Source organism: Stutzerimonas tianxiuensis, assembly GCF_053470365.1.
Genome location: NZ_JBPVWS010000008.1, coordinates 28,608 through 54,928, shown reverse-complemented (window position 1 = coordinate 54,928; position 26,321 = coordinate 28,608). Strand labels below are relative to the sequence as shown.

The 26,321-nt window shown below is 60.3% G+C and carries 27 protein-coding genes; 13 read left to right on the top strand and 14 right to left on the bottom strand.

The window, feature by feature from the left end:
- Positions 1-116: 116 nt before the first annotated feature.
- From cysK to ACSSNI_RS11865, 3 genes are all read left to right on the top strand, one after another.
- Positions 117-1,091, top strand: a complete 975-nt coding sequence (gene cysK, locus ACSSNI_RS11875; protein WP_102834528.1) for a cysteine synthase A — start codon at positions 117-119, stop codon at positions 1,089-1,091.
- Between the two features lie 359 nt (positions 1,092-1,450).
- Positions 1,451-3,172 (top strand): bifunctional isocitrate dehydrogenase kinase/phosphatase, encoded by a 1,722-nt coding sequence (gene aceK / locus ACSSNI_RS11870; RefSeq protein ID WP_159969696.1) that lies wholly within the window; start codon positions 1,451-1,453, stop codon positions 3,170-3,172.
- A gap of 179 nt (positions 3,173-3,351) precedes the next feature.
- Entirely contained in the window at positions 3,352-3,477 is a 126-nt protein-coding gene (locus ACSSNI_RS11865) for a PA1414 family protein (protein WP_448259361.1), read from the top strand.
- Between the two features lie 23 nt (positions 3,478-3,500).
- On the opposite strand, the gene ACSSNI_RS11860 is transcribed toward ACSSNI_RS11865, so the two are convergent.
- A complete protein-coding gene (locus tag ACSSNI_RS11860) occupies positions 3,501-4,172 on the bottom strand; it encodes a glutathione S-transferase family protein (protein WP_200638093.1) in 672 nt (223 codons plus the stop codon).
- Positions 4,173-4,263: 91 nt separating this feature from the next.
- Between ACSSNI_RS11860 and ACSSNI_RS11855 the strand changes: the two genes are divergently transcribed.
- Entirely contained in the window at positions 4,264-4,848 is a 585-nt protein-coding gene (locus ACSSNI_RS11855; RefSeq protein WP_200638094.1) for a tRNA-uridine aminocarboxypropyltransferase, read from the top strand.
- Between the two features lie 7 nt (positions 4,849-4,855).
- Here ACSSNI_RS11855 and ACSSNI_RS11850 read toward each other — a convergent pair whose 3' ends face one another.
- Positions 4,856-5,257 (bottom strand): YbaN family protein, encoded by a 402-nt coding sequence (locus ACSSNI_RS11850; RefSeq protein ID WP_148924963.1) that lies wholly within the window; start codon positions 5,255-5,257, stop codon positions 4,856-4,858.
- A 15-nt stretch (positions 5,258-5,272) separates the two neighbouring features.
- Positions 5,273-5,860 (bottom strand): UPF0149 family protein, encoded by a 588-nt coding sequence (locus ACSSNI_RS11845; RefSeq protein ID WP_148924964.1) that lies wholly within the window; start codon positions 5,858-5,860, stop codon positions 5,273-5,275.
- 246 nt (positions 5,861-6,106) lie between these two features.
- On the opposite strand from ACSSNI_RS11845, the gene recQ reads away from it, so the two are divergent.
- From recQ to ACSSNI_RS11830, 3 genes are all read left to right on the top strand, one after another.
- Positions 6,107-8,230, top strand: coding sequence for a DNA helicase RecQ (gene recQ / locus ACSSNI_RS11840; protein WP_200638095.1), 2,124 nt, complete (start codon positions 6,107-6,109; stop codon positions 8,228-8,230).
- 167 nt (positions 8,231-8,397) lie between these two features.
- A complete protein-coding gene (locus tag ACSSNI_RS11835; protein WP_102834521.1) occupies positions 8,398-8,835 on the top strand; it encodes a MarR family transcriptional regulator in 438 nt (145 codons plus the stop codon).
- A gap of 278 nt (positions 8,836-9,113) precedes the next feature.
- Positions 9,114-11,078, top strand: coding sequence for a FimV/HubP family polar landmark protein (locus ACSSNI_RS11830; protein ID WP_200638096.1), 1,965 nt, complete (start codon positions 9,114-9,116; stop codon positions 11,076-11,078).
- Between the two features lie 30 nt (positions 11,079-11,108).
- Here ACSSNI_RS11830 and ACSSNI_RS11825 read toward each other — a convergent pair whose 3' ends face one another.
- Positions 11,109-13,289: a patatin-like phospholipase family protein gene (locus tag ACSSNI_RS11825; RefSeq protein ID WP_148924967.1), complete on the bottom strand. Its 2,181-nt coding sequence runs from the start codon at positions 13,287-13,289 to the stop codon at positions 11,109-11,111.
- Positions 13,290-13,363: 74 nt separating this feature from the next.
- On the opposite strand from ACSSNI_RS11825, the gene ACSSNI_RS11820 reads away from it, so the two are divergent.
- The gene (locus tag ACSSNI_RS11820) at positions 13,364-13,648 is read left to right on the top strand and encodes an Rdx family protein (RefSeq protein WP_148924968.1); all 285 of its coding nucleotides are present in this window, start codon (positions 13,364-13,366) and stop codon (positions 13,646-13,648) included.
- A 36-nt stretch (positions 13,649-13,684) separates the two neighbouring features.
- Here ACSSNI_RS11820 and ACSSNI_RS11815 read toward each other — a convergent pair whose 3' ends face one another.
- The 4 genes from ACSSNI_RS11815 to ACSSNI_RS11800 form a co-directional block, all read right to left on the bottom strand.
- A complete protein-coding gene (locus ACSSNI_RS11815; protein WP_200638097.1) occupies positions 13,685-14,593 on the bottom strand; it encodes a DMT family transporter in 909 nt (302 codons plus the stop codon).
- Between the two features lie 141 nt (positions 14,594-14,734).
- Positions 14,735-15,502, bottom strand: a complete 768-nt coding sequence (locus ACSSNI_RS11810; protein ID WP_200638098.1) for an AraC family transcriptional regulator — start codon at positions 15,500-15,502, stop codon at positions 14,735-14,737.
- 80 nt (positions 15,503-15,582) lie between these two features.
- Positions 15,583-16,971: an adenylate/guanylate cyclase domain-containing protein gene (locus ACSSNI_RS11805; RefSeq protein ID WP_200638099.1), complete on the bottom strand. Its 1,389-nt coding sequence runs from the start codon at positions 16,969-16,971 to the stop codon at positions 15,583-15,585.
- A 175-nt stretch (positions 16,972-17,146) separates the two neighbouring features.
- On the bottom strand, positions 17,147-17,464 hold the full coding sequence (locus ACSSNI_RS11800; protein ID WP_102834514.1) for an Mpo1-like protein: 318 nt from the start codon (positions 17,462-17,464) through the stop codon (positions 17,147-17,149).
- Between the two features lie 172 nt (positions 17,465-17,636).
- Between ACSSNI_RS11800 and ACSSNI_RS11795 the strand changes: the two genes are divergently transcribed.
- The 3 genes from ACSSNI_RS11795 (at position 17,637) to ACSSNI_RS11785 (ending at position 20,158) form a co-directional block, all read left to right on the top strand.
- Positions 17,637-18,638, top strand: coding sequence for an AraC family transcriptional regulator (locus tag ACSSNI_RS11795; protein ID WP_200638101.1), 1,002 nt, complete (start codon positions 17,637-17,639; stop codon positions 18,636-18,638).
- A gap of 107 nt (positions 18,639-18,745) precedes the next feature.
- Positions 18,746-19,675 carry a DUF808 domain-containing protein gene (locus tag ACSSNI_RS11790; protein ID WP_200638102.1) on the top strand — a complete coding sequence of 310 codons (930 nt, stop codon included), beginning with the start codon at positions 18,746-18,748 and terminating at the stop codon, positions 19,673-19,675.
- A 42-nt stretch (positions 19,676-19,717) separates the two neighbouring features.
- Entirely contained in the window at positions 19,718-20,158 is a 441-nt protein-coding gene (locus ACSSNI_RS11785; RefSeq protein WP_200638103.1) for a nucleoside deaminase, read from the top strand.
- Between the two features lie 5 nt (positions 20,159-20,163).
- Here ACSSNI_RS11785 and ACSSNI_RS11780 read toward each other — a convergent pair whose 3' ends face one another.
- Entirely contained in the window at positions 20,164-21,615 is a 1,452-nt protein-coding gene (locus ACSSNI_RS11780) for a TrkH family potassium uptake protein (protein ID WP_102834510.1), read from the bottom strand.
- A gap of 189 nt (positions 21,616-21,804) precedes the next feature.
- On the opposite strand from ACSSNI_RS11780, the gene ACSSNI_RS11775 reads away from it, so the two are divergent.
- Together ACSSNI_RS11775 and ACSSNI_RS11770 are read left to right on the top strand one after the other, a co-directional pair.
- Positions 21,805-22,176 (top strand): YkgJ family cysteine cluster protein, encoded by a 372-nt coding sequence (locus ACSSNI_RS11775; RefSeq protein ID WP_200638104.1) that lies wholly within the window; start codon positions 21,805-21,807, stop codon positions 22,174-22,176.
- Between the two features lie 125 nt (positions 22,177-22,301).
- Entirely contained in the window at positions 22,302-22,868 is a 567-nt protein-coding gene (locus ACSSNI_RS11770; RefSeq protein WP_200638105.1) for a nitroreductase family protein, read from the top strand.
- Positions 22,869-22,872: 4 nt separating this feature from the next.
- Here ACSSNI_RS11770 and ACSSNI_RS11765 read toward each other — a convergent pair whose 3' ends face one another.
- The 5 genes from ACSSNI_RS11765 to ACSSNI_RS11745 form a co-directional block, all read right to left on the bottom strand.
- Complete coding sequence (locus ACSSNI_RS11765; RefSeq protein WP_200638106.1) at positions 22,873-24,219, bottom strand: sensor histidine kinase; 1,347 nt, start codon at positions 24,217-24,219, stop codon at positions 22,873-22,875.
- A 78-nt stretch (positions 24,220-24,297) separates the two neighbouring features.
- Positions 24,298-24,702, bottom strand: a complete 405-nt coding sequence (locus ACSSNI_RS11760) for a Spy/CpxP family protein refolding chaperone (protein WP_200638206.1) — start codon at positions 24,700-24,702, stop codon at positions 24,298-24,300.
- A gap of 144 nt (positions 24,703-24,846) precedes the next feature.
- Positions 24,847-25,524 (bottom strand): response regulator transcription factor, encoded by a 678-nt coding sequence (locus ACSSNI_RS11755; RefSeq protein WP_102834506.1) that lies wholly within the window; start codon positions 25,522-25,524, stop codon positions 24,847-24,849.
- A gap of 17 nt (positions 25,525-25,541) precedes the next feature.
- Complete coding sequence (locus ACSSNI_RS11750; RefSeq protein ID WP_200638108.1) at positions 25,542-25,931, bottom strand: hypothetical protein; 390 nt, start codon at positions 25,929-25,931, stop codon at positions 25,542-25,544.
- Positions 25,932-26,021: 90 nt separating this feature from the next.
- The gene (locus ACSSNI_RS11745; protein ID WP_102834504.1) at positions 26,022-26,321 is read right to left on the bottom strand and encodes a YciI family protein; all 300 of its coding nucleotides are present in this window, start codon (positions 26,319-26,321) and stop codon (positions 26,022-26,024) included.

The window sequence follows — 26,321 nt, the reverse complement described above, 5'->3', positions numbered from 1 at the left end:
CATGGGCGGCTCTGCTTCTGGATTGACCGTGCCCAAAGACCCTGAGTTCGGCTGGACGACTCCGTTGACTGCGCTTAGGCTCATCAGTCTGGTTTTTTTATCGCAGGGACACCGTCATGAGCCGCATCTTCGCTGACAACGCGCAAACCATCGGCAACACGCCACTGGTAATGATCAACCGGCTGGGGCCCAAGGGCGTCAGCATCATGGCCAAGATCGAAGGTCGTAATCCCGCCTATTCAGTCAAGTGCCGTATCGGCGCCGCAATGATCTGGGACGCCGAAGATAGCGGGCAATTGAAACCGGGCATGACGCTGGTCGAGCCGACCTCGGGCAACACGGGCATTGGCCTGGCTTTCGTCGCTGCGGCGCGTGGCTACAAGCTGATGTTGACCATGCCTGCGTCGATGAGCCTGGAGCGGCGCAAGGTATTGAAAGCGCTCGGCGCTGAGCTGGTTCTCACCGAGCCCGCAAAAGGTATGAAGGGCGCCATCGAGAAGGCTGCTGAGATTGCTGCTTCAGCGCCAGATACCTATTTCATGCCGCAACAGTTCGAGAACCCGTCGAATCCCGCCATTCACGAAAAAACCACCGGGCCGGAGATCTGGAACGACACCGAAGGCAACATCGACGTGCTGGTGGCTGGTGTGGGAACGGGCGGGACCATCACGGGCGTATCGCGCTATATCAAGAACACCAAGGGCAAGCAGATTCTGAGCGTCGCGGTGGAACCGGTCAGCTCGCCTGTGATCAGCCAGACGCTGGCGGGTGAAGAAGTCAAACCCAGTCCGCACAAGATTCAGGGCATCGGCGCAGGCTTCGTGCCGAAGAATCTGGACTTGTCGATCGTCGATCAGGTCGAGCGTGTCGATGATGATGAGGCGAAAGCGATGGCGCTGCGCCTGATGCGTGAGGAAGGCATCCTGTGCGGTATTTCCTGCGGTGCGGCGATGGCTGCGGCGGTGCGCCTGGCCGAGAAGCCGGAAATGCAGGGCAAGAATATCGTGGTGATCCTGCCTGACTCGGGTGAGCGTTACCTGTCGTCCATGTTGTTTTCCGACATGTTCGGCGAGCAGGAGCTGCAGCAGTAATCGATGCTGTGCGGGGCTATAGCTGCAGTCCCGCAGCAGTCGATGTGTTCAACGATAACGAGTGCCGATTTCGCCTAGCCGCGGCGGGTCCCTGGCGCCGCCAAGGCGTACAGGGCAGGTGCCAAGCACCGGCGCGATAATGCGCAGAAAGAGAAAGTTGGCGCTATAGCCAGTGCAAGGCTGAGGAGGCGCAGCCTGTCGAAGAGTCTTAGTAGCGCTCCGGCGGACAGTCGTCAGTGTTGGTGAGGCGGGCGTGCCTGGCGCTCGGCTCGCGCTTTCAAACACCCGTTGAGCTGACTGGCTTTCATTGAACGGGGTCCGTGGATAAGCTCGACGTTTTGATGCAGCGAGAAAATGATATGGCGCAGCATTCGCCGGACCACGAGATCGCCCGACAGATCCTTCTGGGGTTCGATGACTACCGCGAACATTTCAGGCTCATTACCGAGGGTGCCAGGGCGCGCTTCGAGCAAGCCCAGTGGCAGGATGCGCAGCGTGCATCGGCAGCGCGCATCAACCTGTACGAAGAAAAGGTCAGCGAAACCGCGGCGGCTTTGCGCTCGGCTGTTGATCCGCAGGTTCTGCTCGACGTGAACCGTTGGCCGCAGATCAAGGGCGAGTACATCGGCCTGATCAATCCGCGCTTTGACGATGAGCTTTCGGAAACTTGGTACAACTCGATCTTTTGTACCTTGTTCAGCCATGACTGTATCAATGACAGCACCATGTTCATCCACACCACGCGGCCAGCTAACCGCGCCCAGCGGATGGCTCAGACGCGGCGCTACCAACCCAGCGGTGACCTGCATGGCGTGCTCGAGCAGATCCTCAGCGATTTCGCATTCGATGTACCGTATGGCGATCGGGAGGGGGATCTGCAGCGACTCGAGGCGCAGCTGCAGGTGTCCTTGCCGGATTGGGTGTGCAAGGATCCGGAGCTCGTCGTCGAGCTGTTCACCTCGGTGCTGTATCGCAACAAGGGCGCCTATCTGGTCGGGCGCATCTTTACTTGCGACGAGCAATGGCCGCTGGTTATCCCGCTGCTGCACCGGGAAGGCGACGGATTGGTCGCCGATACCCTGATTACGGATGAAGCGGAAGTGTCGATCATTTTCTCGTTCACCCGTTCGTACTTCATGGTTGAAGTCCCGATCCCGGCGGAGTTCATCGGCTTCCTCAAGCGGATCATGCCAGGCAAGCACATCGCCGAGCTGTACACCTCGATAGGCTTCTACAAGCACGGCAAGTCTGAGTTCTACCGCGCGTTGATCAACCATCTGGCGACCACGGACGACCGTTTCATCATGGCGCCGGGCGTACGCGGGATGGTCATGAGCGTGTTCACGTTGCCGGGCTTCAACACCGTGTTCAAGATCATCAAAGATCGTTTTTCCCATACCAAGAACGTCAACCGCGCGACGGTCGTAGAGAAGTACCGGTTGGTCAAAAGCGTCGACCGGGTAGGGCGCATGGCCGATACCCAGGAATTCGCCGACTTCCGCTTTCCCAAGGACAAATTCGAGCCGGAGTGCCTGGCTGAATTGCTGGAAGTTGCGCCCTCTACGGTCGAGGTTCAGGGCGATACGGTTCTGGTACGGCACTGCTGGACCGAGCGGCGGATGACGCCATTGAACCTGTACGTGGAAAGCGCCAGCGAGCAGCAGGTCCATGAGGCGCTGGAAGATTACGGACTGGCCATCAAGCAACTGGCTGCCGCCAACATCTTCCCTGGGGACATGTTGTTGAAGAACTTTGGAGTGACCCGCCATGGCCGCGTTGTGTTCTACGATTACGACGAGATCTGCTTTCTCACCGAAGTCAATTTCCGCTACATCCCCGAGCCCCGATACCCTGAGGACGAAATGGCCTCCGAGCCGTGGTATTCCGTTGGGCCCAACGATGTATTCCCCGAAGAATTTCCTCGTTTTCTGTTTGCAGATATCCAGCAGCGCCGGCTCTTCGCCAAGCTGCACGGAGAGCTCTACGACGCCAATTACTGGAAGGGCTTGCAGCAGGCGATCAGCGCCGGCAAGGTGATCGACGTTTTTCCATATCGTCGCAAGGAGCAGACTGCCCGCTAGTCGCGCGAAGCGAACACTTCTAGCAGGTATGGGTCGCTATCTATAAGTCTGGACGAACGGCGCGGCTACTGCACACTCTGCAACACCTGCCCACGGGCGATGTTGCGATTGTTGGGTTATGCTGATCTCGAAGTCCCACGGCTCCACCAAGACCCGTATCAAGCAGGAGGGGTTAGACCATGAAAGCATGGCTCAATAGTGTGTGCTGGAATCTGGCAGTGGCGCTTGGGTTTATCGAACCGCCTCGTTTGCAGCCTATCCCGATACGTGCGCAACGAGATAGGGTAGCGGCTACACGTCGCTAGCTCCGGCGAGCCGGGCGCGGTTGTTAGCGCCCGGGCATTGCAGGACCGCCTTTCTCGACCGCGCGCTGATAGGCGCGCCGTTCTCGTATTCGCTGCAAAAATGCAGTCAAGTTCGGGCGACTGGAGTCCAGGCCTGCCCGAGATTGGGCGGCTTCCAAGGGGAAGCTCATCTGAATATCCGCCAAGCTGAAGTTCTCCCCTGCGAACCACTCGGTTTTGGATAGCTCGTTCTCCATATAGTCCAGATGCAATTTTAGCTGCGGGCCGATGAACGCCTGGTTAGCGCCTTTGGCAATCGCCCGCGCTACGGGCCGGATGAAGAATGGCATTGGCCCATTGGCGACACGATCAAAGACTAGCCGTAGCAGCAATGGCGGCATCGCTGACCCTTCCGCGTAGTGCATCCAGTACCGATAGCGGAGGTATTCCGGAGTTCCGGCAGCCGGCGCCAGCCGACCTTCGCCGTAGCGCTCCACCAGATATTCCAGAATGGCTGCGGACTCCGCGAGCGTCAGGTCGCCGTCGGTAATGACTGGGGATTTGCCCAGCGGGTGCACTTGTTTCAGTTCGGGCGGCGCCAGCATAGTCTGCGGGTCCCGGGTGTAGCGCTTGATTTCGTAGGGTAGCTGCAACTCCTCCAGTAGCCACAGCACACGTTGCGAGCGGGAGTGTTCCAAATGGTGGAGCGTGATCATTGGCGCTTGCCTTCTTGGTCTCGGTGGGTGAGACCAGCATAGCCTGCCGTTGCGCGCGATATGGCAGACTTCGCCAATCACAGGAGAAGTCATGTTCCGTCCGCAATGTCCCCGTTGTCAGCGTCCGTCCAGTCACTGCCTGTGTTCGCTGATTCCCTCACTCGACAGCTCCACCCAGGTGCTGATCCTGCAACACCCCAGTGAAACCGCACATGCGCTCAATACGGCTCGATTGGCGGCCTTGGGGTTGCGCAATGCGCAGTTGCGGGTGGGGGAAGTTGTGAAGCTTCCGGTCGATGAGCGTGACAACTGTCTCTTGTTCCCTGGGGTCGATGCCACTCCGCTGGAAAGTTGGGCGAGCGGCGAGCGACCGTTGCGATTGATCGTTCCGGACGGCACCTGGCGGAAGGCGCGCAGGCTGTTGCATCTCAATCCAGAGCTGGCGGCGTTGCCTCGCGTCTCGCTGCCAGCGGGGCTCGTCTCGCGCTATCGGCTACGAAAAGCACCAGTGCCTGGTGCGCTTTCAACGATCGAGGCGATCGTCACAGCGCTGAACATGCTTGAGGGCGGGGGACGGTTTGATCAGTTGCTTCGGCCATTTGAAGCCTTGATCGAGGCTCAGATAGCCGCAATGGGTGTTGAAACCTACCAGCGCAACCATGGCCATGATGGCTGAGAGCAAATCAGCGGGCCGCGAGGGTTTTCATGCGAAGGATATAGATGCTGACCAGTGTCGCGCTGGTCAGCATGCCGATTCGCGCCCAGAACATCGGAACCAGCCAGCAGGAAACACCAATGCTTAGCCACATGGTCGCGATGGCGTAGACCTTGCCCTTCAGGGGGATGCCGTTGCCTTCTAGGTAATCGCGGAACCAGGGGCCGAGCCGCGGATGTGTCACAAGCCAGTCATAGAAGCGACGAGAACTACGAACGAAGCAAGCGGCAGCGAGAAGAAGAAAGGGAGTTGTAGGCAGGACCGGCAGAAAGATCCCGATGATGCCGAGCGTGACGCTAAGCCAGCCGATCACCAGTAGCACGTAACGCGCTACTGGGTTGCGATACGTCGGAATATCGCGGTGAGCCAAGTGGGCTGTCCGACGTCAGTGCTTGCGCGGTTTGAGAAGCGCGGGCTTCTCTTCAGGTGCATGGCAGATCAGATACAGCGCCGTGAGGATCTCTGGTATCTGCTCGACCATCTCGGCTACCAGGTCCTTGTCTGTGGCGATATCACTGAACTCGGGTTGCTCGTCGAACAGCCCTGAGCCGACCATGATCGGTAGAAGCAACTCGCTGACTTCCTCTTCGGAATCTTCGAACCACACCGACTCGCGCATGAAGACGCCTTCCATGAAGCCGATGCACCAGCCGCGCAGATCGGATTCGTCAGGCTCGTCGCCCATGTCGAGCTCGCAGGGAAGGTCCATGTCTTCATCACTGGCCAGCTGCCGCGCGATGTGTGCCTTGAGCTGGATCAGCGTCGCCTCGATGGCTTCGCGCTCGGTGTCGTCCGCGTATTTTGGCGGTTCGGCAAATAGCGCATCAATCCACTCGCGCTCGGACACTTGCTCGGAACAGATGCACAGGGCAGTCAGATAGCCATGGGCGGCGATGTAATCGAGCGCTTCTTCATGCAGATCATCTGCATCCAGAAACACTTGCAGGCGGGCGAGTTGCTCGGCGAAGGACATCGATGGCTACCTTGGAGAGAAAACAGCGCTGATTCTAGACGAGCTGCAGGCCTCCGGCTACCGCACGCTTTGGCCCTGCGGTGGCGGAGGTCGTTTCCAGCCTCTACTGCTTCGACTGATTGAAAAAAACGTGCGGAGTTCCACTGTGCAAAGCATGGGGCATCCGACTATCGCGTCGGGGCAGTGTTCGGCCTGAACCGGGCGGCTGTGTCGCGTATACTCGCGCGTCTTGTTTCGGAGACCGGCATGCTCGATCAGGCACAGCGCATTCTCAAAGATGTATTCGGCTACGACGCGTTTCGTGGCAACCAGGGTGCGATCATCCAGCGCGTGGCCGACGGCGGCGATGCGTTGGTGCTGATGCCGACAGGCGGCGGTAAATCGCTTTGTTATCAGGTGCCGGCGTTGCTTCGCGACGGCCTGGCTGTGGTGGTGTCGCCGCTGATTGCGTTGATGGACGATCAGGTGGCCACGCTTGAAGAGCTGGGTGTTGCGGCAGCGGCTCTCAACTCTACCCTGACGGCCGAACAGCAGCGCGATATCGCAGACCGGTTGCGCCGAAACGAAATCAAGTTGCTCTATCTGGCGCCTGAGCGGCTCGTTCAGCCTCGCATGCTGGCGTTCCTGCAGCGCTTGCAGATCGGCCTGTTCGCCATTGACGAGGCACACTGCGTGTCGCAGTGGGGGCACGATTTTCGACCCGAGTACCTGCAGCTCGGTCAGCTGGCTGAGTTTTTCCCCAATGTCCCACGCCTTGCGCTGACGGCCACGGCTGACAAGCGCACGCGGGAGGAAATCGTCCAGCGCTTGCATCTGGGGAACGCCGAGCGATTCCTGTCGAGTTTCGATCGGCCAAACATCTTTTATCGCATCGTGCCAAAGGAGCAGCCGCGCAAGCAGCTGATGGCATTCCTGGCTGAGCGGCGCGGTGATGCCGGCATCATCTATTGCATGTCGCGCAAGAAGGTCGATGACATTGCCGCCTTCCTCACCGAGCAGGGCTTTCCGGCATTGCCTTACCATGCCGGCTTGCCGAACGATTTACGGGCCTTTCACCAGAAGCGCTTTCTCAATGAGGAAGGCCTGATCATGGTGGCAACCATAGCGTTCGGCATGGGCATCGACAAACCCAACGTGCGTTTCGTTGCGCACCTGGACCTGCCGAAGTCGCTGGAAGCCTACTATCAGGAAACCGGCCGCGCAGGTCGAGATGGTCTGCCTGCAGACGCCTGGATGGCATACGGGCTGCAAGACGTAATTTTCCTCAAGCAGATGCTCAACAACTCCGACGGTGACGAGCGGCATAAGCGTATCGAGCAGCACAAGCTCGACGCGATGCTCTCGCTGTGTGAAGAAACTCGCTGTCGTCGCCAGGTGTTACTGGCCTATTTCGATGAGCAGATGCCGGAGCCTTGCGGCCATTGCGACAATTGTGTCGACGGCGTGCAGACCTGGGATGCCACCGAGCCCGCACGACAAGCCTTGTCGGCGATCTACCGCAGCGGCCAGCGCTACGGTGTGGGCCATCTGGTCGACGTCCTCCTCGGACGGGACAACGAGAAGATCCGCAGTCTCGGTCATCAGCATCTGTCGGTTTTCGGCGTAGGCAAGGCGCTTTCCGAAGGGGAGTGGCGGTCGCTGTTTCGCCAGTTGGTCGCTCGCGGGTTGGCTGACGTCGATCTTGAAGGTTTCGGTGGCCTTCGACTCAGCGACAATTGCCGTAGCTTGCTCAGGGGAGAGGTTACCCTGGAGTTGCGTCGAGAGCTGACGACCAAGGCGCCAAAGTCGGCTGCCAGCGCGGCGAGTCAGTTGGTGCGCAGCGAGGAACGCGAGACCTGGGAAGCGTTGCGGGCATTGCGGCGCAAGCTGGCCGAGGAGCATGGCGTGCCACCTTACGTCATCTTCCCGGATGCGACCCTGCTTGAGATGCTGCGCAGCCAGCCCGGCACGCTCAGCGATATGGCGCGTATCAGCGGCGTGGGTGCACGCAAACTGGAGCGCTATGGCGAAGCGTTTCTCGAAGCCCTGCAGGGTACGGCGCCGGTGGCCAAGTCGCCCGCGGATGTCCGTCATGAGCTGATCACGCTGGCACGTGCCGGAATGACGCCGGCTCAGATTGCGCGGCAACTCGACTGCAGCGAAAAAAACGTCTACGCCATGCTTGCAGAAGCCATAGGCCAACAGCAGCTGAGCCTCGAGCAGGCGCTGGACCTGCCAGAGGATCTGCTCGGTGAGATTCAGGAGGCGTTCCTCGACGGCGAAGGAGAATTGCCTCCGGTTGCGGCAGTCTCCGAGCAGTTCGCCGGTCGTGTCCCGGAAGCGGTGCTGTTCTGCGTGCGTGCCTCGTTGCAAGCGGAGTTCGAGCTCTAGCGCCCGACGGGTGCAGTGCGGCGTATTGCCGCTGCGCTTGTTTGGCGTGTCGGCTAGCGCGGGGCACCGCAACACTGGGTTACGTACCCGAGTCAATGGTAGCCTTGCCAGTCTTCCGGTGCTGTGGTTAGCTCACTAATAATTAGTTTTTCCGGAAAGACCGCTCCATGTATCCCGACCAACACCGCTTCGCCATGCAGTTGGCTCAACTTTCGCGTGGCTGGCGCGCCGAGCTGGACCGTCGTCTGGCAGATCTCGATCTTTCTCAGGCTCGATGGTTGGTGCTGCTGCATCTGGCCCGGTTCGATCACGACCCGACACAACGTGAGCTTGCGCAAAGCGTTGCGGTTGAGGGTCCGACATTGGCGCGGTTGCTGGACAGTCTCGAAGCCCAAGGGCTCGTCCACCGCCAGCCGGCGCCCGGTGATCGTCGCGCCAAACTGATTACGCTTGGTGCTCCGGCGCGTCCTCTTATTCAGAGAATCGAGGCAATTTCCACGCAGGTTCGCCAGGAGCTCTTCGATGGCATTGACGAAGAGGATCTGCGCAAATGCCAGCAAGTGCATGAACGCATCCTGGCTAACCTGGTGAAAGCCAAACGTTAATAGCGCCGCTGGCCAGATTGCCTCGTGCGTGAGGCTGGCAAGCAAAACGCGACGGTTTTGAAGCGAGTACTTGGGCGACCGATTCCAGGCACTGCCTCTCGCTGCCGTTTGTCTTTTGACGTTAGGCTATGGTTTGCAAATGATGGCACAATGCTTTCACGCGCAAGCCGACGAACTGCCTCTACTTTCTGCTGCATCAGTCGATAACCGCGTCACAGTTCAGTAATCGAACCGTGGACCGGCGACGAAGCACGCCGAGCGCCACCAGTGGAGGTTTCATGGCACTCGGTCGTCGAGTCTTGTTCACAGTGGCCTCTGGCTCACTGATCTATTCGGGGATGGTTTCCGCCCTAGGCATGGGCGACATCACGCTCAATTCGGCACTTAATCAGCCGCTGAGCGCCGAAATTGATCTGCTGGACGTGGGCGATCTGAGCGCTGATGACATTCGTGTCGTGTTGGCGTCCAGTGCTGACTTTGCGCGGGTTGGTGTCGAGCGTCCGGCGTTTCTGCAGGATCTGCGCTTCACGCCAGTGATCGACGGTAACCGCAGTCGTATCCGCGTTGCGTCCAACAAGCCCGTCCGCGAGCCATATCTGAATTTTCTGGTCGAGATCACTCGAGCAAAAAGCCGGATGCTCCGTGAGTACACGGTTCTGCTCGACCCGATGCCGAGCTCGCCCGAGACCTCGACCAGCTTAGTCGTGAATAATCCGCAAGCCGTAGCTTCGCCGGCGCCCGTCGAGCCATCGCGTTTCGTGCCGTCTGCAGAGTTGCCGCAAGCGTCTCAGGGCCAGCGCCACAGGGTGGCGAGCGGCGAGAGCCTGTGGACCATCGCCGGCGCCTACACAGATGGCTCACAGACATCACAGGCGCAGTTGATGCGCGACATTCTGGCGCTGAACCCTGATGCGTTCGCCGGTGGTGATGCGGCGCGTCTCAAGGCGGGCGCTGATCTGCTGCTGCCCGATGCAGCCATACAAACCACAGCAGAGCTCGTCGAGCCCGCTACGCCTGCGCCAATGACGGAGACCATCGTGCAGAGCACGCTGGCAGCTGATGCCGAGCCCACTGCGCCCGTGCCTGCCGATCCGGCGCTTGTCGATGATCAGGTAGCGATGTTGCGCCGGCAGTTGTTCGAAGAACTGGCCGCGAGCCGTGAAGAGAATCAGCAGCTCAAGCAACTGCTCATCGACATGCGACTGCAGCTCGAAGCCGTTACTGCTCAACTGGCCGAGCAAAGAACTCCGCAGACAAAAGCTTCGCTAGCTGGCCAACCGTCGGCGCCGGCGGTCATGCCGCAGAGCGAGCCGATGGACCAGCCAGCCGCTGTATCGACCCCAACCGAGCCTGTTTCGTCATTCCGCTGGCAGGACTGGACGTTGCCGGGCGGGGGCGTGTTGATTTCCATGCTGCTGGGCGGCTTGTGGTTCAGTCGCCGTAAAAAACCTGAACCCAAATACCCGGATGCGGCGCCCCTGGCTGCAGCCCAGTCGAAGCGCGTACCACCGGTGGCTGTCGCGGCTGCGCCGGAAATGCCTCGCCAGCCCGCACATGCCTCGGTCAGCGAGACCGACGTGCTCGAAGCGGCAAATATATACATCACCTATGGCCGCCGCGATGAAGCGATCGACGTGCTGTCACGTGGCATCGAGCGAGCGCCGGCACAACTCGATATTCGACTTCGTCATCTCGGGCTTCTTGCTGAGGCCGGTGACACCGAGGGCTATAGCGCCGCAGCTGAAGCTTATCTGCAGGCCGGCGGTGCGCATGCACCGCTCGATCAGCTGCTCGCGTTGCATCCCGCGCTGGCTTCGGCAGTTGCTGTAGCTAAACCGGACTCTGAGGCTTTGCTGGATCCGGACATCACGTTTGTTTTGGACGAATCATTGGCAGCGGACTTTTTGGATGCTGCATCCGCTCCCGCCCTGCAAGGCTCAGCGGCAGAGGTCAGGCAGTCTTATCCCGCACAACCATTGATCGATGGTTTCGATGAAGCGCTGACGCTTGGCGAGCTGACATCGTTGCTCGGCAATGTGGAGCCGGTCGAGTCGAAGCCCACGGCCGAGGAGCTGCGCCAGCTGGAGCCAAACCCTGAACATCTGGTTCGTCTTAACCAGGCCGTTGCGTATATCAAACAGGGTGATATGGAGAGTGCGTGCAGCATTCTCGAAACCCTTGCGACTGAGGGCGATGAAGCGCAGCGGCGGCAGGTCAACGAGTTGCTGGCAATGATCGGCTGATGGCGTTGAAGTATTGAGCGGGCGCAGCAATTAGAAACTGCGTCCTAGATTCAGATACATGGCCCGCTCGGCCTCGTCATTCAGACCGTAGCTGAAGTTCAGCGGGCCCAAAGGTGTTTCGTAGCCAACGAACACACTGCCGGCGTTGATGTAGCCGCTATCGAACGCATTGTCGTTGTTCCAGGCGCGCCCTCGCTCGAGCGATGCGCCCAGGTACAAAGGAAAGTCCAGCGGCAGGAACGAGCGCGGCGTCATTCGGCGGAAATAGATCATCCGCGCCAGGCTGATGTTCTGCCCGGACAGGGCGTCTTGCCGGAAGCCCGACAACTGCCGCGCCCCACCGAGCAGAAAGCTTGATGTGACGATCTCAGCATCATCCAGCGTGCGCCCGTAGCGGCCGCCAAATACCAATGTGTCCAGGCCGAAGCTGACGGCCTTGTCCAGGCGGAATTCCCACTGACGATAGCGCCCATCGGAGCCCAGGCTTGGATCGTACTGGCGAAGGGTGAGCCCAATGTCCTCGCCCTCGCGAGGGAAGTCGACGTCGTCCACCGTGTCGAATGAATATTTCAGCTGGTAGTAACCTTCCTCGAACGAGAAGTCCGGCAGCTGCTGATCGCCGACTCGGACATCGGCCTCACCCCAGGCCTGGCCTACACCGAAGCGGATTTCACCGTTATTGGCGATCTGCCGGCCCAGATTCAGCCCGTAGCCATAACGTTGCAGGCGGTACTCGGCGATCGGGTCGTTATCCAGAATTGCTTCGACGTTTTGTGCTTCGGCAAACAGGTTGGGCGCCACGAACCAGCGCGAGCCGGCGTCCAGCGGCTGGTAGAACTCGCTGAAGAACTCCTGGTGGTCGCCCAGTTGCAGGCGCGTCAGCCACTCGGCACCGAGTTGATTGATGCCGTTCTTACGGAAGCTTGCGCCAATGTTGAAGGCGCTGTCGCCACGGAAATCATCAGAGAGATTGATTCCAAGGCGCAGGTAATCGGTGCCGGAGCGCTTCTCTCGGGTCGTGATGACCAGCGTATTGCCAAGCTTGTCGTGGACCACTCGGTACTCGACCTGCTCGAAGTAATCGAGTCCGTACAGCGTGCCCATGTCCTTCTGCAGTCCCTGCAAGTCCAGGCGCTTACCGGTCTGCTGACGGATGTGTCGGCGTATCACCGCATCGCTGACCTTGGAATCGTTCTCGATGCGCACGGCGCTGATCAGCGGGTTGCGCGGCTCAGCCGAACGGGCAAGGCTCAGCGAAAGGTTGCCGCCGCTTTCGCTGCGCATGGTAGCCAGGCGCGCACCCAAGGCATCGGCGGCCCGATAACCGGCATCAATCAGCTGCTCGGCTCTCGCGAAATCGGTCGCCCCAAACCCTGCCAGCATCGGTTGCACCAGCAGGTCTTCTGGACGCAGGGTGGCCAACTGCGCTTCTGAGTTGCGTCGCGTCATCATGGTGGTCGATTGGTTGAGCACATCGACGACAGTCAGCAGCTGCTCGCGGGGCAGTAGCGGGGTGCCGATGTCCACTACGATCAGCCGGTCTACGCCCATGTCCCGCGCAACGTCCATGGGGATGTTGTCGACCATGCCGCCGTCGACCAGTAGCCGGCCGTCGAGTTCGACCGGGGCGAAAACTGCCGGGATCGACATGCTGGCGCGAATGGCCTGAGGGAGGTGGCCGCTGCGAAAGATCACCTTCTTGTCATTGGCGATATCCGTTGCGACTGCGCGAAATGGGATGGGTAGCCGGTCGAAGTCACGGGTGTCACTGGCGTGAACCAACAGGCGCTCGAGCAGCAGCGACAGGTTCTGCCCCTGAATAACGCCGAGGGGCAGGCCGAGGCTGCCATCGTCGCGAAAACTCAGCTTGCGTTTGACCAGGAAATCTCGGTCGTCCTGCTTGCGTCGGAAAGGGATGTCCTCGCGCGGAGGGTCGTCGGAGAGTACCTGTTGCCAGTCCAGTTCGAGCGCCAGCTTTTCCAGTTCGTCGACACTGTAGCCGGCGGCATACAGGCCACCGATCACGGCACCCATGCTGGTGCCAGCAATCGCATCGACCTGCACGCCTTGTTCTTCCAGCGCCTTCAGCACGCCGATGTGCGCAAGCCCCCTCGCGGCTCCGCCGGAAAGGACCAGGCCCGTGCGTGGCTGGGGTTCGGCATAGCCTGCCAGGGGGAAGAGCAGGATCAGCAGAAAGAGGAGACGAGACATGAAGGCACACCGGACAAACTGACGTGAAATGGCGGCTATTATAGGCGCCCCGTCAGCTACCCGAGCGCCTCGATATGGCCGCTACCAAGCCTGAAATTGTCATCACCTATTGCACCCAGTGCCAGTGGATGTTGCGCGCTACCTGGCTGGCCCAGGAGCTGCTCTCAACCTTTTCGGATGACCTCGGCAAGGTGTCGCTGGTGCCTGCAGCAGGCGGGACCTTTCACATCACCTGCGACGGAGTGCAGATCTGGGAGCGCAAGCTGGACGGCGGGTTTCCGGAAGCCAAGAGCTTGAAACAGCGGGTGCGGGACCAGATCGATCCAGAGCGAAATCTGGGGCATAACGACCGCCCCTGAGCCTGCCGTAGCGCTTGCAGCGACATCTACATTGTTTTAGCGCGGCTCTTGTACTTGTGCTGCTTTTGCCAAGGGCGTGGCGGCGTTGGTGACTACCGGTGTTTTCAATCGACTGGCGATGACCGAGGCGAGGATGATCAAGGCGCCGCCGACGAGCATCCTCGCCGTGGGTTGTTCATTGAACAACCACCAGGCGATGGTGATGCCATATACCGGTTCCAGCGCGAAGATCACCGCAGTGGTCCGGGCCTTCAATACCTTCAGGCTCGCCACGAACAGGCTGTGTGCGAGGCCCGTACAAAACACACCGAGCAAGCTCAGCCACAGCCAGTCCATGGCTGGGACGGCCGGCAGGGACGACCACGTGAAGGGCAGAAGGCACAGGAGGATGGTGCCGTTCTGCCAGAGCGCGGCCTGGACTGGGTCTACGTCGCGGGTGACTGCCCGGTTGAGCAGGGAAAGCAAGGCGAACGTCAACCCGGAGACGATCCCATACAGCAGACCCAGCGTGCTCTGACTACCTAGATCGAACTGCGGGGTCACCAGCAGCAGACCGAAGCAGACCAGCGCGACCAAGCCGAACTCGACGGGGCGTGTACGCTCGCGAAATAGCATGCCCTCGAGCAGGATGGCAAACGCGGGAAAACTGGCGAAGCCCAGCGTAGCGATGCCGACTCCAGCCACCTTTACGGCCAGGAAAAAGGTCAGCCAGTGTCCACCGAGCAGCAGCCCGCCGAGCAGCAGTCCGAACCGCTGGCGTGCGGTTGGCTGCGTGCCTTTGTTGGGGAGCATCTGTGCGGCCAGTAGCAACGCCACGACAGCGAAGCCGGCTCGGCCGAGGGTGATGATCAAAGGCGTACTCGCCGCCAGCTTGCCGAATACACCGGACAACCCGAACATCAGTGCGCCGAGGTGAATCGCCAGCAGGGCGTTGCGATGGGTCATGGTCGGTGGTCCAGCGGAGCAGACCGAAGGTGGGGGGCGGATGAGCTGAAATGATCCATGAAGCCTCGCGATAGCATGCGTTTACGCATCTGCATCAGTGAAGATTCATGGTAGGCCGTGCGAGGCGAATGGTCTGTCGCGTCACGCTTGCGGTTTGTCGAGCGTCTCGCGTCGGACCTCACGTGGGGTGACGCCGAACTGGCGGCTAAGCGCTGCGGTAAAGGCGCTTTGCGAGGCATAACCTACCCGCGCTGCAATCTCGCCTACCGCGAGCGGGGTGCTGAGCAGCAACTCACGGCCCTGATGCAGGCGTCGACGTCGAACGAATGCCTGCGGCGTGAGCCCCGTTTCGCTAACAAAGCGTACGTGGAATCGCTGCACCGAAAGGCCCGCCAACCGTGCAAGATCCTTTACCTCGAGTGGATGTGACAGATGCCGATCGACGAAGTCCTGCAACGCCGCGATCGGCAGCGGGTGTTGCCGAGCAATGGGTTCGCAGCCGGCGGCGAGGCTCGCCAGCAAGAGGGCAGCGCCTTGCTCGCTGATGATCGGGTCGTTGATGGGGCTGGCAGCGAGCCAGCCCACCAGTTGGCTTTGCGTCTGGCTCAGGTGCAGGGCAGCAGGGCGTTCGAGCAGCCGCTGCGCCGAATCGGCGTGGTGGCCGAGCTGTCGCCGTAGCCAGTCACCATCCGGGATGTCGAGGACCAGGCACAGACTGCCCTCGGCGCTGTCGCAGGCATGCCGTGTGTCACTGGGCACGACGGCCAGAAGCTGTTGTTGGATGCGGCTGCCATGGCCATCAACCTCGAAATCCAACCGTCCTCGCAGGCCGAAGACCAGCTGCGTGTGCTCATGGCTATGGGTGATCTGGTCACGGTTGTAATGACGTAAGGAAAGGATGGGCGGCATGGTAGACCTCGACTGCATGCGGAGCGCCGGCCGGTATTGGTGAGTGATGGCGATCGGGCCCGTGCCGGACTTGGTGGTCGCTACATGATGACCTTATCGCGCAACTTTTCAGCGGCCTGGTTGAGCGCCTGGATGACACGCTCCTTGTCGAAATTCTGCACGCCATTGGTGTCCAGGTACATCGAGAAGCCGGGCAACTCGTGCTCGACGAAGCTGTTGGTGGCGCCGAGGTCGCGACGGAAGTCCACCACTTGGTAGATCTGTACCGGGCGGGTAAAGCCCTTAACCGTGATCTGGCCTTTGTCGCGGCACATGATGACGTCTTTGACCAGCGAATAGGTTTCGTGGGAAATGAGGATCTCGCCAGCTTCGGCGGAGCTTTCCAGGCGGCTCGCCAGATTCACTTCGCGACCGATGATGGTGTAGTCCATTCGAGTGTCGGCGCCGAAGTTGCCGACTGTGCAGTAGCCGGTGTTGATGCCCATGCGAATTTCCATCGGCTTTGTAATGCCTTGGCTGCGCCACTGCTGGCGAAGGACCTTCATGTGCTTGCGCATGGCAATAGCCATCGAAACCGCTGCCACGGCGTCCTTTTTCGCGCCCTGGCTGGTGGGGTCGCCAAAAAACACCATCACGCAGTCGCCAACGAACTTGTCGATGGTGCCGCCGTACTTGAGCGTGATTTTCGACATCTCGTTGAGGTAGGTGTTGAGCAGGTCGGTGAGGGCTTCGGCTTCCAGTTCTTCCGAGAGCTCAGTGAAGCCTTTGATGTCCGAGAAGAAGACGGTGAGCTTCTTGCGTTGTGTTTCAAGACGCACGGTGCGCTTGCCGGAGAAGATCGATTCCCATACCTGCGGTGACAGGTATTTGGCCAGGCTTCGGGCCAGTCGCGCCGCTTTAGCCTGTTGGGCCTCCACTTCGCTGCGTGCCTGCGCCAGACGGATGCCCTGCTGGTGGACGTAGTAAGCCGTTACGCACACGTAGAGCGTGGTGAGCAGGATGCTGACTGTGGATACCAAGACCGAGCTGAGGCCTTCGAAGCGCAAAGGCACCAGTAGGCTGGTCAGTCCGGCGCCGATGCAGACCATCAACAGCGTCATCAACAGATGACGCAGGCTACCGACCACCAGCGCGCTGAAACTCAGCGTCAGCATGAACATCAGGCTCGGTACGAGGCTGCCTCCGAGCAGCACGATTCCGGCGCCTGCATTGAGGGCATCGAGGCACAACAGGGTCTGTGAGGTGGTTTCCGGATGGTCGCGTTTGAAGCGGTAGCTGAGGTGATAGGCGAAGTGCGGATACAGGAGTGTGTACGGCACCATCCACAAGAGCTCGAGCCCGAACTGCTGGGTATAAACACCGGCAGCGAGCGTGGCGGCACAGATCAGATAGGCGAAGACTCGTGCGTAGTACTCGCGCAATGGACGAGTCGCGAGGCCGTTACGTCGTTCACCGGTCACGGTTGACATGATGGTTGCTATCCCTGAAAGATGCCGGCGCTCTGGAATGCCCCGTGAGAGGCTGCAGCGCATCGACCGGCGCTGGCTCGCAGATCATAACCAAGTCGCCAGCACTGCGCCAAACCGCCGGTCCATTCCGTGACCGAGCGCCGGTGCAGCGCAGCACCGGCACACGATCCATGGATCAGAATCGAATCTTTCCAGTCAGCATGTCCTTGAGCATTACCCAGTCGCCGAGAAAGCTGTACAGCGGGTACTGAAATGTCGCCGGACGGTTCTTCTCGAAAATGAAATGACCGACCCAGGCAAACCCATAGCCGGCCAATGGCATCGCCAATAGCCATAGCCACTGCTGGGTGATCACTGCGTACGCCAGGATTGCCAGTACCAGCAAGCTGCCAATGTAGTGCAACCGTCTGCAGGTGAGGTTGCTGTGCTCGGCCAGGTAGAACGGGTAGAAATCTGCAAAGCGGGTAAAGCGTTCGGCGGTTTGCGTGCTCATGCCGCACCTCCTGTCATTGTGGTCGTTGGAGTCTAGAACCTCCGGCAATATAGGCCACTGACTCCAGGTGCCAGTTTAGTAGCCTTGTGTGCCATCCCTCGGCGGTTGAAACTGCGTTGGCCGTTGTTATGACGGCGCGCTGAGTAATAGCTGACCATGAGCGAATCGATTAATGACAGAACGCACCACGTCCTCGAGCTGGGCCTTGAGCATTGTCCAGGCGCTTGAACTCGAGGGCCTCGACTGCCAGGCGCTGTTCAGCGAGCTTGGGCTCGACTATTGCGCACTGAGCGATCCCGACGCCCGGTTTGCCCAGGATGGCATGACGCGGCTCTGGCAACGCGCAGTGGAGATGACCGGGAACCCTGCGATCGGCTTGAATCTGGCAAAGGTGATGCGCCCCGGCGCGATGCATGTGGTCGGCTATGCACTGATGTCCAGTAGCACGCTCAGGGACAGCTTCCAGCGTCTGGTGCGGTACCAGCGCATCATTGCCGAAGGTGCGGACCTGCAGTTCAGGCCAACTGATGGCGGCGCTTTGTTGACCTTGGCGATTCATGGTGATCAGTTGCCACCCGCCCGCCAGAGCGCAGACGGTTCCCTGGCCAGTACGCTTGCGTTCTGTCGCTGGCTGACCGGCAAGTCACTGGTTCCGCTAGAAGTCTATTTCCAAGGCCCGCGACCTGCGGATGTCGAACCGTACCAGGCCATGTTTCAAGCACCGCTGCGCTTCAATGCCGACAGCCACGGCTTGCTGATGCGCCACGTTGATATGGATATTCCATTACCTACCGCGAACGCCGAACTGGCTCGGTTGCACGACCGGTTTGCTGGCGACTACCTGGCGCGCTTCTCGGACAACCGGGTGACGCACCAGGCCCGGCAGGTGATCTGCCGTCTGTTGCCTCAGGGCGAACCGCGGCGCGAAACGGTAGCGCAGTCGCTGCAACTGTCCGAGCGTACATTGCAGCGGCGACTGGACGAGGAGGGCACGAGCTTCCAGCAGTTGCTCGACGACACCCGGCGCACGCTTGCCGAGCAATATCTGGCGCGTGCAGATCTCGCCTTGCTGGAAGTGGCTTATCTGCTGGGCTTTGCCGATCCGAGCAATTTCTTCCGCGCCTTCAAGCGCTGGTTCGCGATGACACCTGGCGAATACCGCGCACAGCGTTGAAGCGCCCATGCCGGAACTTGTGCTTTGCTGCCATAGCCTTAGCTTGCGTATACATGACCGCGGCGCACCTGTGCCGCTTTTTGCCGATACCTAAAGGATGACCCGCATTGGCCAGTAGCCTTCTTGCCTTGATCGACGATATCGCTTCGGTCCTGGACGACGTATCCCTGATGACCAAGGTGGCAGCAAAGAAAACCGCCGGCGTGCTCGGCGACGATCTGGCACTCAATGCGCAGCAGGTCACCGGCGTCAATGCGGACCGCGAGCTACCGGTGGTCTGGGCCGTAGCCAAGGGCTCCATGCGCAACAAGCTGATTCTGGTGCCGGCAGCGTTGCTGATCAGTGCGTTTATCCCCTGGGCCATTACGCCGTTGCTGATGCTGGGCGGTGCGTTTCTCTGCTTCGAAGGATTCGAGAAGCTGGCACACCGGTTCTTGCACCGCGATCAGGATCATCATGCAGAGCAGATCAAGGCGTTGGCCGACGAGAACGTCGACATGGTGGCGTTCGAGCGCGACAAAATCAGCGGGGCGGTGCGCACCGATTTCATTTTGTCCGCCGAAATCATCGCCATCACACTGGGTACGGTCGCTGCCGCCACCTTTGTCGAGCAGATCGCCGTGCTGGCGGGCATAGCAATCATCATGACCATCGGCGTCTACGGTTTGGTTGCCGGCATCGTCAAACTCGACGACGCGGGCCTGGCGCTGACCAAACGCACCAGCTCCGCAGCGCAGTCGCTCGGCCGTGCCATCCTCTCGGTCGCGCCCTGGTTGATGAAGTCGCTGTCAGTGATTGGTACGGCCGCCATGTTCATGGTCGGCGGCGGCATTCTGACCCACGGCTTCAAGGCCATTCACCACCTCATCGAGAACAGCGCGGAGCACACCTTGGCGCTGCCCTACATCGGGACTGTTCTGGCCGGGCTGTTGCCGACGCTGCTGGACGCTGCCTTCGGGATACTGGCCGGCGGCCTGGTATTTGCAGTTGTCGAATTAGGCAAGCGGCTGTTCAAGCGTCGATCCGAAACCGCCTGATGGCGAACCCCACTATCCAGCAAGAGCGAAGGAGCACCGTGAATGGATGAATTCATGCAGGCCGCAATCGACGAAGCGCAGAAGGGGCTGTCCGAGGGTGGAATTCCGATTGGTTCGGTGATCGTCCATCGGGGTCGGATCATTGGTCGTGGCCACAACCGGCGGGTTCAGCAAAGCAGCGCGGTGCTGCACGGAGAGATGGACGCATTCGAAAACGCCGGTCGGCAACCGGCCAGCGTCTACGCCGATTCGATCCTCTATACGACGCTGTCGCCCTGTTCCATGTGCAGCGGGGCGATTCTGCTCTATGGCATACCGAAGGTGGTGATCGGCGAGAACCAGACCTTCATGGGCGAGGAACTGCTGCTGCGCGGTCGGGGCGTTGAGGTTGAGGTGCTGCAGGAGCCGGGCTGTGTCGAGATGATGCGTCGCTTCATCGCCGACAGCCCCGAACTGTGGAACGAGGATATCGGCGAGACATGAGCCCGTCAGTGGCGCCAGAAAGAAGGGGTCAACATCACCAGCACGGTGATGATTTCCAATCGGCCAAGCAGCATACCGACGGATAACAACCACTTCGCGGCATCGGGTAGCGTTGAGAAATTGCCCGCCGGGCCGATGATCGGCCCGAGCCCCGGGCCTACGTTACACACCGCTGACGCGGCACCTGTGAGCGCTGTGATCGGGTCCAGCCCAAGCAGTGCCAGACACAGGGCCAGCACACCAATGGTCATGGTGAAGAAGAATGAAAATGTCAGGATCGAACGGACAATTTCTTCGTCCAGATTATGCCCGTTGTACTGTTGGCGGATGACTGCCCTTGGGTGAACCAGTTGCTTGAGGTTCGAGCGCAGCAGGGTGTAAGCGACCTGAAAACGAAACATCTTCAAGCCGCCGGACGTAGACCCGGAACAACCACCGAGGAAGGTGAGATAGAAGAACACCATGACCGCGAAACCACCCCATTGGGTGTAATCGCTGACGGCATAGCCTGTGGTCGTGATGACCGATACAACGCTGAATGTCACGATGCGCAGCGAGTCGAGAAGGCTGTCTTCATGGTTGAACCAATACCACAAGCTGAATAACAGGCTTGTTGCGGTGAGCATCACCAGAAACCCGCGAACCTGCTGATCCCCAAAAAGTGCCCGACGGTCGCCGCGAGCGGTGGCTACGTACAGGGTGAACGGCAAGCTGCCTAAAATCATGAAGAAGATCGCAACCCAATGCGTGGCTGGACCGAACTTGCCGAGCGATGCGTCGGAGGTCGAATAGCCGCCAGTCGCCACGGTGGACATCGCATGGTTGATCGCATCGAATCCGCTCATTCCTGCCAGCCAGAACGCGATGAACGCTGCCAGAGTAAAGACCAGATAGATAACGATCAGGTATTTGCCGGCCATGTGTGAACGCGGCATGACTTTTTCTGACCAGTCAGATGATTCGGTCTGGAACAGTCGCATACCACCAACGCGTAGCAGCGGCAGAATGGCGACTGCCATGCCGATGAAGCCGATACCGCCGAGCCAATGCAGCAGTGATCGCCACATAAGCAGGCCTGGTGATGCGCTATCGAGTCCTGAGAGTATCGTCGCACCGGTGGTGGTGATACCGGACATGGTTTCAAAGAACGCATCGGTATAGCTGATGTGTTGGATGAGCATGAGCGGCAGGGCGGCGAAGCAGCACACGATCACCCAGCTGACCGTGGTCAGGAAGTACATGTCGCGCGGGCGTAGGTTGGTATTGGCCGGTCGACCTGGTGCAACAAGCGCAAAACCGCAGCCGAAAGTAATCAGGCTGGACCACAGAAACGCTTGAAGATCGTCAGTTCGGTCAAACGCGAACAGCGTGACCATCGGAATGACCATGCTGACTGCGAGTGTGATCAGGAAAATGCCGAGAATGAAACCGATGATGCGCAGGGTCGGCAAGGCCATGTGTGATTGCTGCTCGGCTCGAAAAATGAGGCCGCCATTCTACGCCTGTCGCTGTGGCAGTAAACCGGCTATCGGCCTGTTGAAAAATCTTTTGTAACCCCCCTGGCGGGCCTCTTCCCAAGTTCGTTGCGATGAATAGAATAGCCGCCCGGTGCCGGCCCTTTGCCGGTTTCTGAGTGTTCACCTTCCATGTCCATCGACAATCCCTGCCTCACGTGCGGCGCCTGCTGCGCGTATTTTCGTGTGTCTTTCTTTTGGGGCGAGTGTGCCTCGTCCGGCGGTGCAGTTCCTGACAGCGCAACCGTGCAGGTCAGCCCATTTCACGTCGCTATGCTCGGGACGGAAAGCAAGCCTGCGCGTTGCGTCGGATTGATGGGCGATGTCGGCTGCGGCGTCCGTTGCACCATGTACGAGCAACGTTCCAGTACCTGTCGCGAGTTCGAGGCGTCTTGGGTAGACGGTCAGCATAACGCGCATTGCGACACGGCTCGCGCGGCCCACGGTCTTCCACCGCTGATGCCCCCGCTGGAACCGCAGCTTGCGCCTGATCGGGTCGCCTGACAGCGTTGGCATTCGGGGCGCTGATCGTCAAATTGGTCAGCCGATACGACGCTTGCTACAACCTGTGCTGCCAAACGAACGGCTCTGGGCTCTAGAATGTCCGATTCGTTTTCGGAGGTAGTCGGATGGAAGCTCTCGACCTGTTGCTCAACCGCGTGTCTGTCACGCGGCTTACCGATCCTGCGCCAACACCGGCTCAGCTGGACGTGATGTTTCGTGCTGCCCTGCGCGCGCCGGATCATGGCCAGCTGCGTCCGTGGCGTTTCCTGACCGTCCAAGGCGAAGCCCGCGAGCAGCTGGGCAAGTTGATGGCTGAATCGCTGCGTGTGCGCTCGCCTGAGGCGAGCGATGATGCCGTACTGAAAGCCCGCAAGATGCCGTTGCGCGCGCCGCTGCTGGTGGTGGTCATTGCACGCGTGCAGCCGCACCCGAAGGTGCCTGGTTCCGAGCAGGTGCTTGCGGTGTCCTGCGCTGCGCACGGTTTGTTACTGGCTGCGCACGCTCAGGGCCTTGGCGCCGTATGGCGGACTGGCGACTTTGCTTACGATCCGTACCTGGCGAAGGCGCTGGGGTTGACCGGTGACGAGCAAATCCTGGGGTTCATCTACGTCGGCACCCCGGAGGGCACGCTGCGAACCCCGCCGGAACTGGAGCCGCAGCAGTTCGTCACTGAGTGGTCCGGTGCACGCTAGCTCACTACGCGTGCTGCGGAGCGTCGATAGCCAGTTTCAGCGGCAGCTTCAGCGTAGCTATGAAGCCACCGTCCGGGTGATTGCTCAGCAGTAGCTCGCCGTTATGGCGTTCGGCGGCTCGGCGAGCGATTGCCAACCCCAATCCGTGTCCCGCTGTGGTCTGCCCGGGTGCTCGAAAGAAGGGTTCGCTCAGTTGCTCGAGGTGGGCTCCGTCTACGCCAGGTCCATGGTCACGGACACTCAGCAGCAGGTGTTGAGTGTCGCTGCTGGCTCGCAGTTCGATGGGCTTGCCTTCGGGATTGAAACGCAAGGCATTGCGTAACAGATTGTCGAGGGCGCGCTCGAGCATGTCCGGCCAGCCTTGCAACTGGGCTTCGGTTTCAACCTGACAGTCAATGCGTTGATTCGGCGAGACAATGCGGGCGTTTTCCTCAAGCTGGTCGAACATCGATTGCAAGTTGATGGGGTTCGGCGCGCCAGGGTCGGCGTCGAGTCGGGCGAGCTCCAGGATCTCGCTGATCAGCGCCTCCAGGCGATCACATTCCTTGGCCAGCCGTGGCCAGATGACTTCGCGTTCGACCGGCGTGGCGCGTTCTGCCAGTGCCAGTGCGATGCGCAGGCGGGCCAGCGGCGAACGCAGTTCGTGGGAAACGTCACGCAGCAATTGCCGCTGGCTGCCGATCAAGCTTTGCAGTCGGGCTCCCATGCGGTTGAAGTCCTTGGCAAGCACGCCCAGCTCGTCGCGTCGATTGGCCAGGCGCGCCAGCGAATTCTGCTGATAGGTGGTCTGCCCCAGGTCGTGCACGGCGCCGCGAAGCCGGTCGAGCGGACGCGTGATTGAAAGGGTCAGCAGCAGACTGAACCCGGTCAGAACGACCAAAGCGATGGCGAGCGCACTCAGGGGCCAGAACAGGCTGCCTCGGTGCCAGGCTTGCAGCTCCTGATTCGGAATACGGTAGATAAACAGGTAGGTATTGCCGGTTTCGGGACTGGTGTAATCAGCAGTCAGCCGCCGCCAGGGCAGACGACCGTCGCGGTGCTCCTGACGCGCCTCGAAAGCGGCCGCGCGAGCCGGAAAGGTACCGCGGATGATTGGCTGGCCGTTCTCAGCGAGAACCTGCACATCGACGCCGTAGCGGTTGCGATGCCGTTCGAGAAGAAACTGTGCAGTGATGGGCCCCTGGCGCTCGTAGACCTTGGTCCACACTTCGGCCAGGCCATTCACGCCGGGGTGACGGTTGAGAATCCAGGTGTCCTGGTTGAGCGCATGACCGAGGAGCATGGCCAAGCCTGCTACCAGCGCAATGGCTAGCCAGAACGTCGCAAGGATGCGCCAGAACAGTGATCGCACCGGTCATGTACTCCAGAGAAAAGCCCGGCGCGCTTGGCTCAAGGTGGGGGCGCGCCGGGCGTTTTGCGAATTTGTGGATCAGTTCTTTTGATCGCGTTCGGCTTTCCACTGTTCGAATTCATCGCGGTCGGCGCGCTTGGCTGCCATCTTTTCGTGCAGCTCGTCGAACTTCTTCTGCTGTTCAGGCTTGAGCAGGTCACGCACCTGTTTTTGGGTTTTTTCCTGGTTGGCCTTTAATTCTTCCTGCATGGCTTTGCGATCGGCTTCGGGCAGCTTGTTCAGGTACCGTTGAGTGATTTCGCGATGACTTTTCATCTGCTGCCCCATCAGCTGGCGCATCTCTTTCCGCTGCTCTTTGGTCAGGTCGAGCTGCTCGAAAGGCGAGTGGTTGCCACCATGATGGCGCTGGCCATCGTCTGGCATTGCCATGGCAATGGTGGGCAGGGTGGAGGCGAAAAGTACCGCAATCAGAGTCTTGCGCATCATGAGTTTCTCCTTGATATGGAAACCGGTCACCGAGTGGGCGCCTTTCGAGGGCGCCTCAGCAGGCTTCGACCGGATGAGCTCAGTCTAGGACGCGCAAGGTCAACGGCAGTCAGTGCAGGGTAAAGGCTGGGTAAAGGCCGGTCAGGATGCGTAAAGGTAACCGCGGCTGCGCAAGGCGACGATCCGCTGGCGGCCGTCTGGATGGGGGCCCAGTTTGCGGCGCAGATTGCTGACGTGCATGTCCAGGCTGCGGTCGTACAGGGTGAGCTTGCGACCTAGGGCCAGCTGCGCCAACGCCTGCTTTTCCATAGGTTCGCCGGGCTGGCCCAGGAGTGCTTCGAGGATGCGCCCTTCGGAAAGGGTGAGCGTGACCTCATGATCGCCAACGCTGGCGACGCCGCGTGCGGGGCTGTACCAGAGATCACCCAGCTCGAGTTGGGTCGGCGTGCTGGCCGGTTGGCTACGGCGCAAGACGGCCTTCAGGCGGGCGGTGAGTTCGCGTGGATCACAGGGTTTGGCGAGGTAGTCGTCGGCACCCAGCTCCAGGCCCAGGATGCGGTCAAGTGGCTCGCCTCGCCCGGAAAGCATCAATACTGGCAGGTCGGGATATTCGCTACGCAGCTGCTTGAGCAATTCCAACCCACTGCCGTCAGGCAGCATCACGTCGAGCACGACTGCCGAGGGTTGGTGTTCGGCCAGCGCAGCACGGGCGCTCTGACCGTCATGGCAGGCACGGGCGACGAAGCCTTCCTGGGCCAGCCAGCTGACCAATAGCTCGCAGAGCTCCTGGTCATCGTCTATCAGCAGCAATTCGCTCATGGTTCGCTCGCGTCGAGTCAGTTCAGCCATTGACGGCGGCGGCGGCCGCGGGTTGTCAGGACACCAAGCAGAAAGCCCAGCACGCCGACGCCGCCCCCAACGGCGAACCACAGTTGCTGGTCGTTGAGCAGTGGCGGCTGCACCTGCGTCTGCGCTTGTTCTTGTTCAAGCTGCAGGCGCAATCGCTGGTTTTCCTGGCGCAGTCTTAAAAGCTGGGCCTGGCTCACTGCACTGACGGCGACGTCGAGGTTTTCCTTGATCGCCTCCCGTTGCTGTTGATTGTCGCTTAGGCGGTGCTCCAGCTCGACATGCTGTTCGGCGGGCGGCTCGATGGTGGCTTCTTCGGCCTGCAGCAAGGGTGTAGCGAGACCTAGGGCAATCAGCAGAAACAGCGGACCTTGGCGCATCGGAACTCCTTTTTCCTCAACGGTTGTTTCTCTGCAGGGCCGTGGCGAAGCGACGGCTCTGCAGCAGGGTGGCGGCGTCAGCCGATCGACTTAGGGGTAAACCTGCTTGAAAGGTTTGACGATGACATCGCCATAAACGCCTGCGGCTTTGTAGGGGTCGGCCGCAGCCCACTGTTCGGCTGCCTGCAGCGAGTCGAATTCGGCGACAACCAGGCTGCCAGTAAAGCCGGCTGCGCCTGGGTCATTGCTGTCCACTGCCGGATGTGGGCCAGCCAACACGAGCCGCCCCTCGCTTTTGAGTTGGTCGAGACGCGCCAGGTGAGCGGGGCGCGAGGCCAGACGGTCCTGCAGGGAGTTGGGTACATCGCTGGCGATGATGGCGTAGAGCAT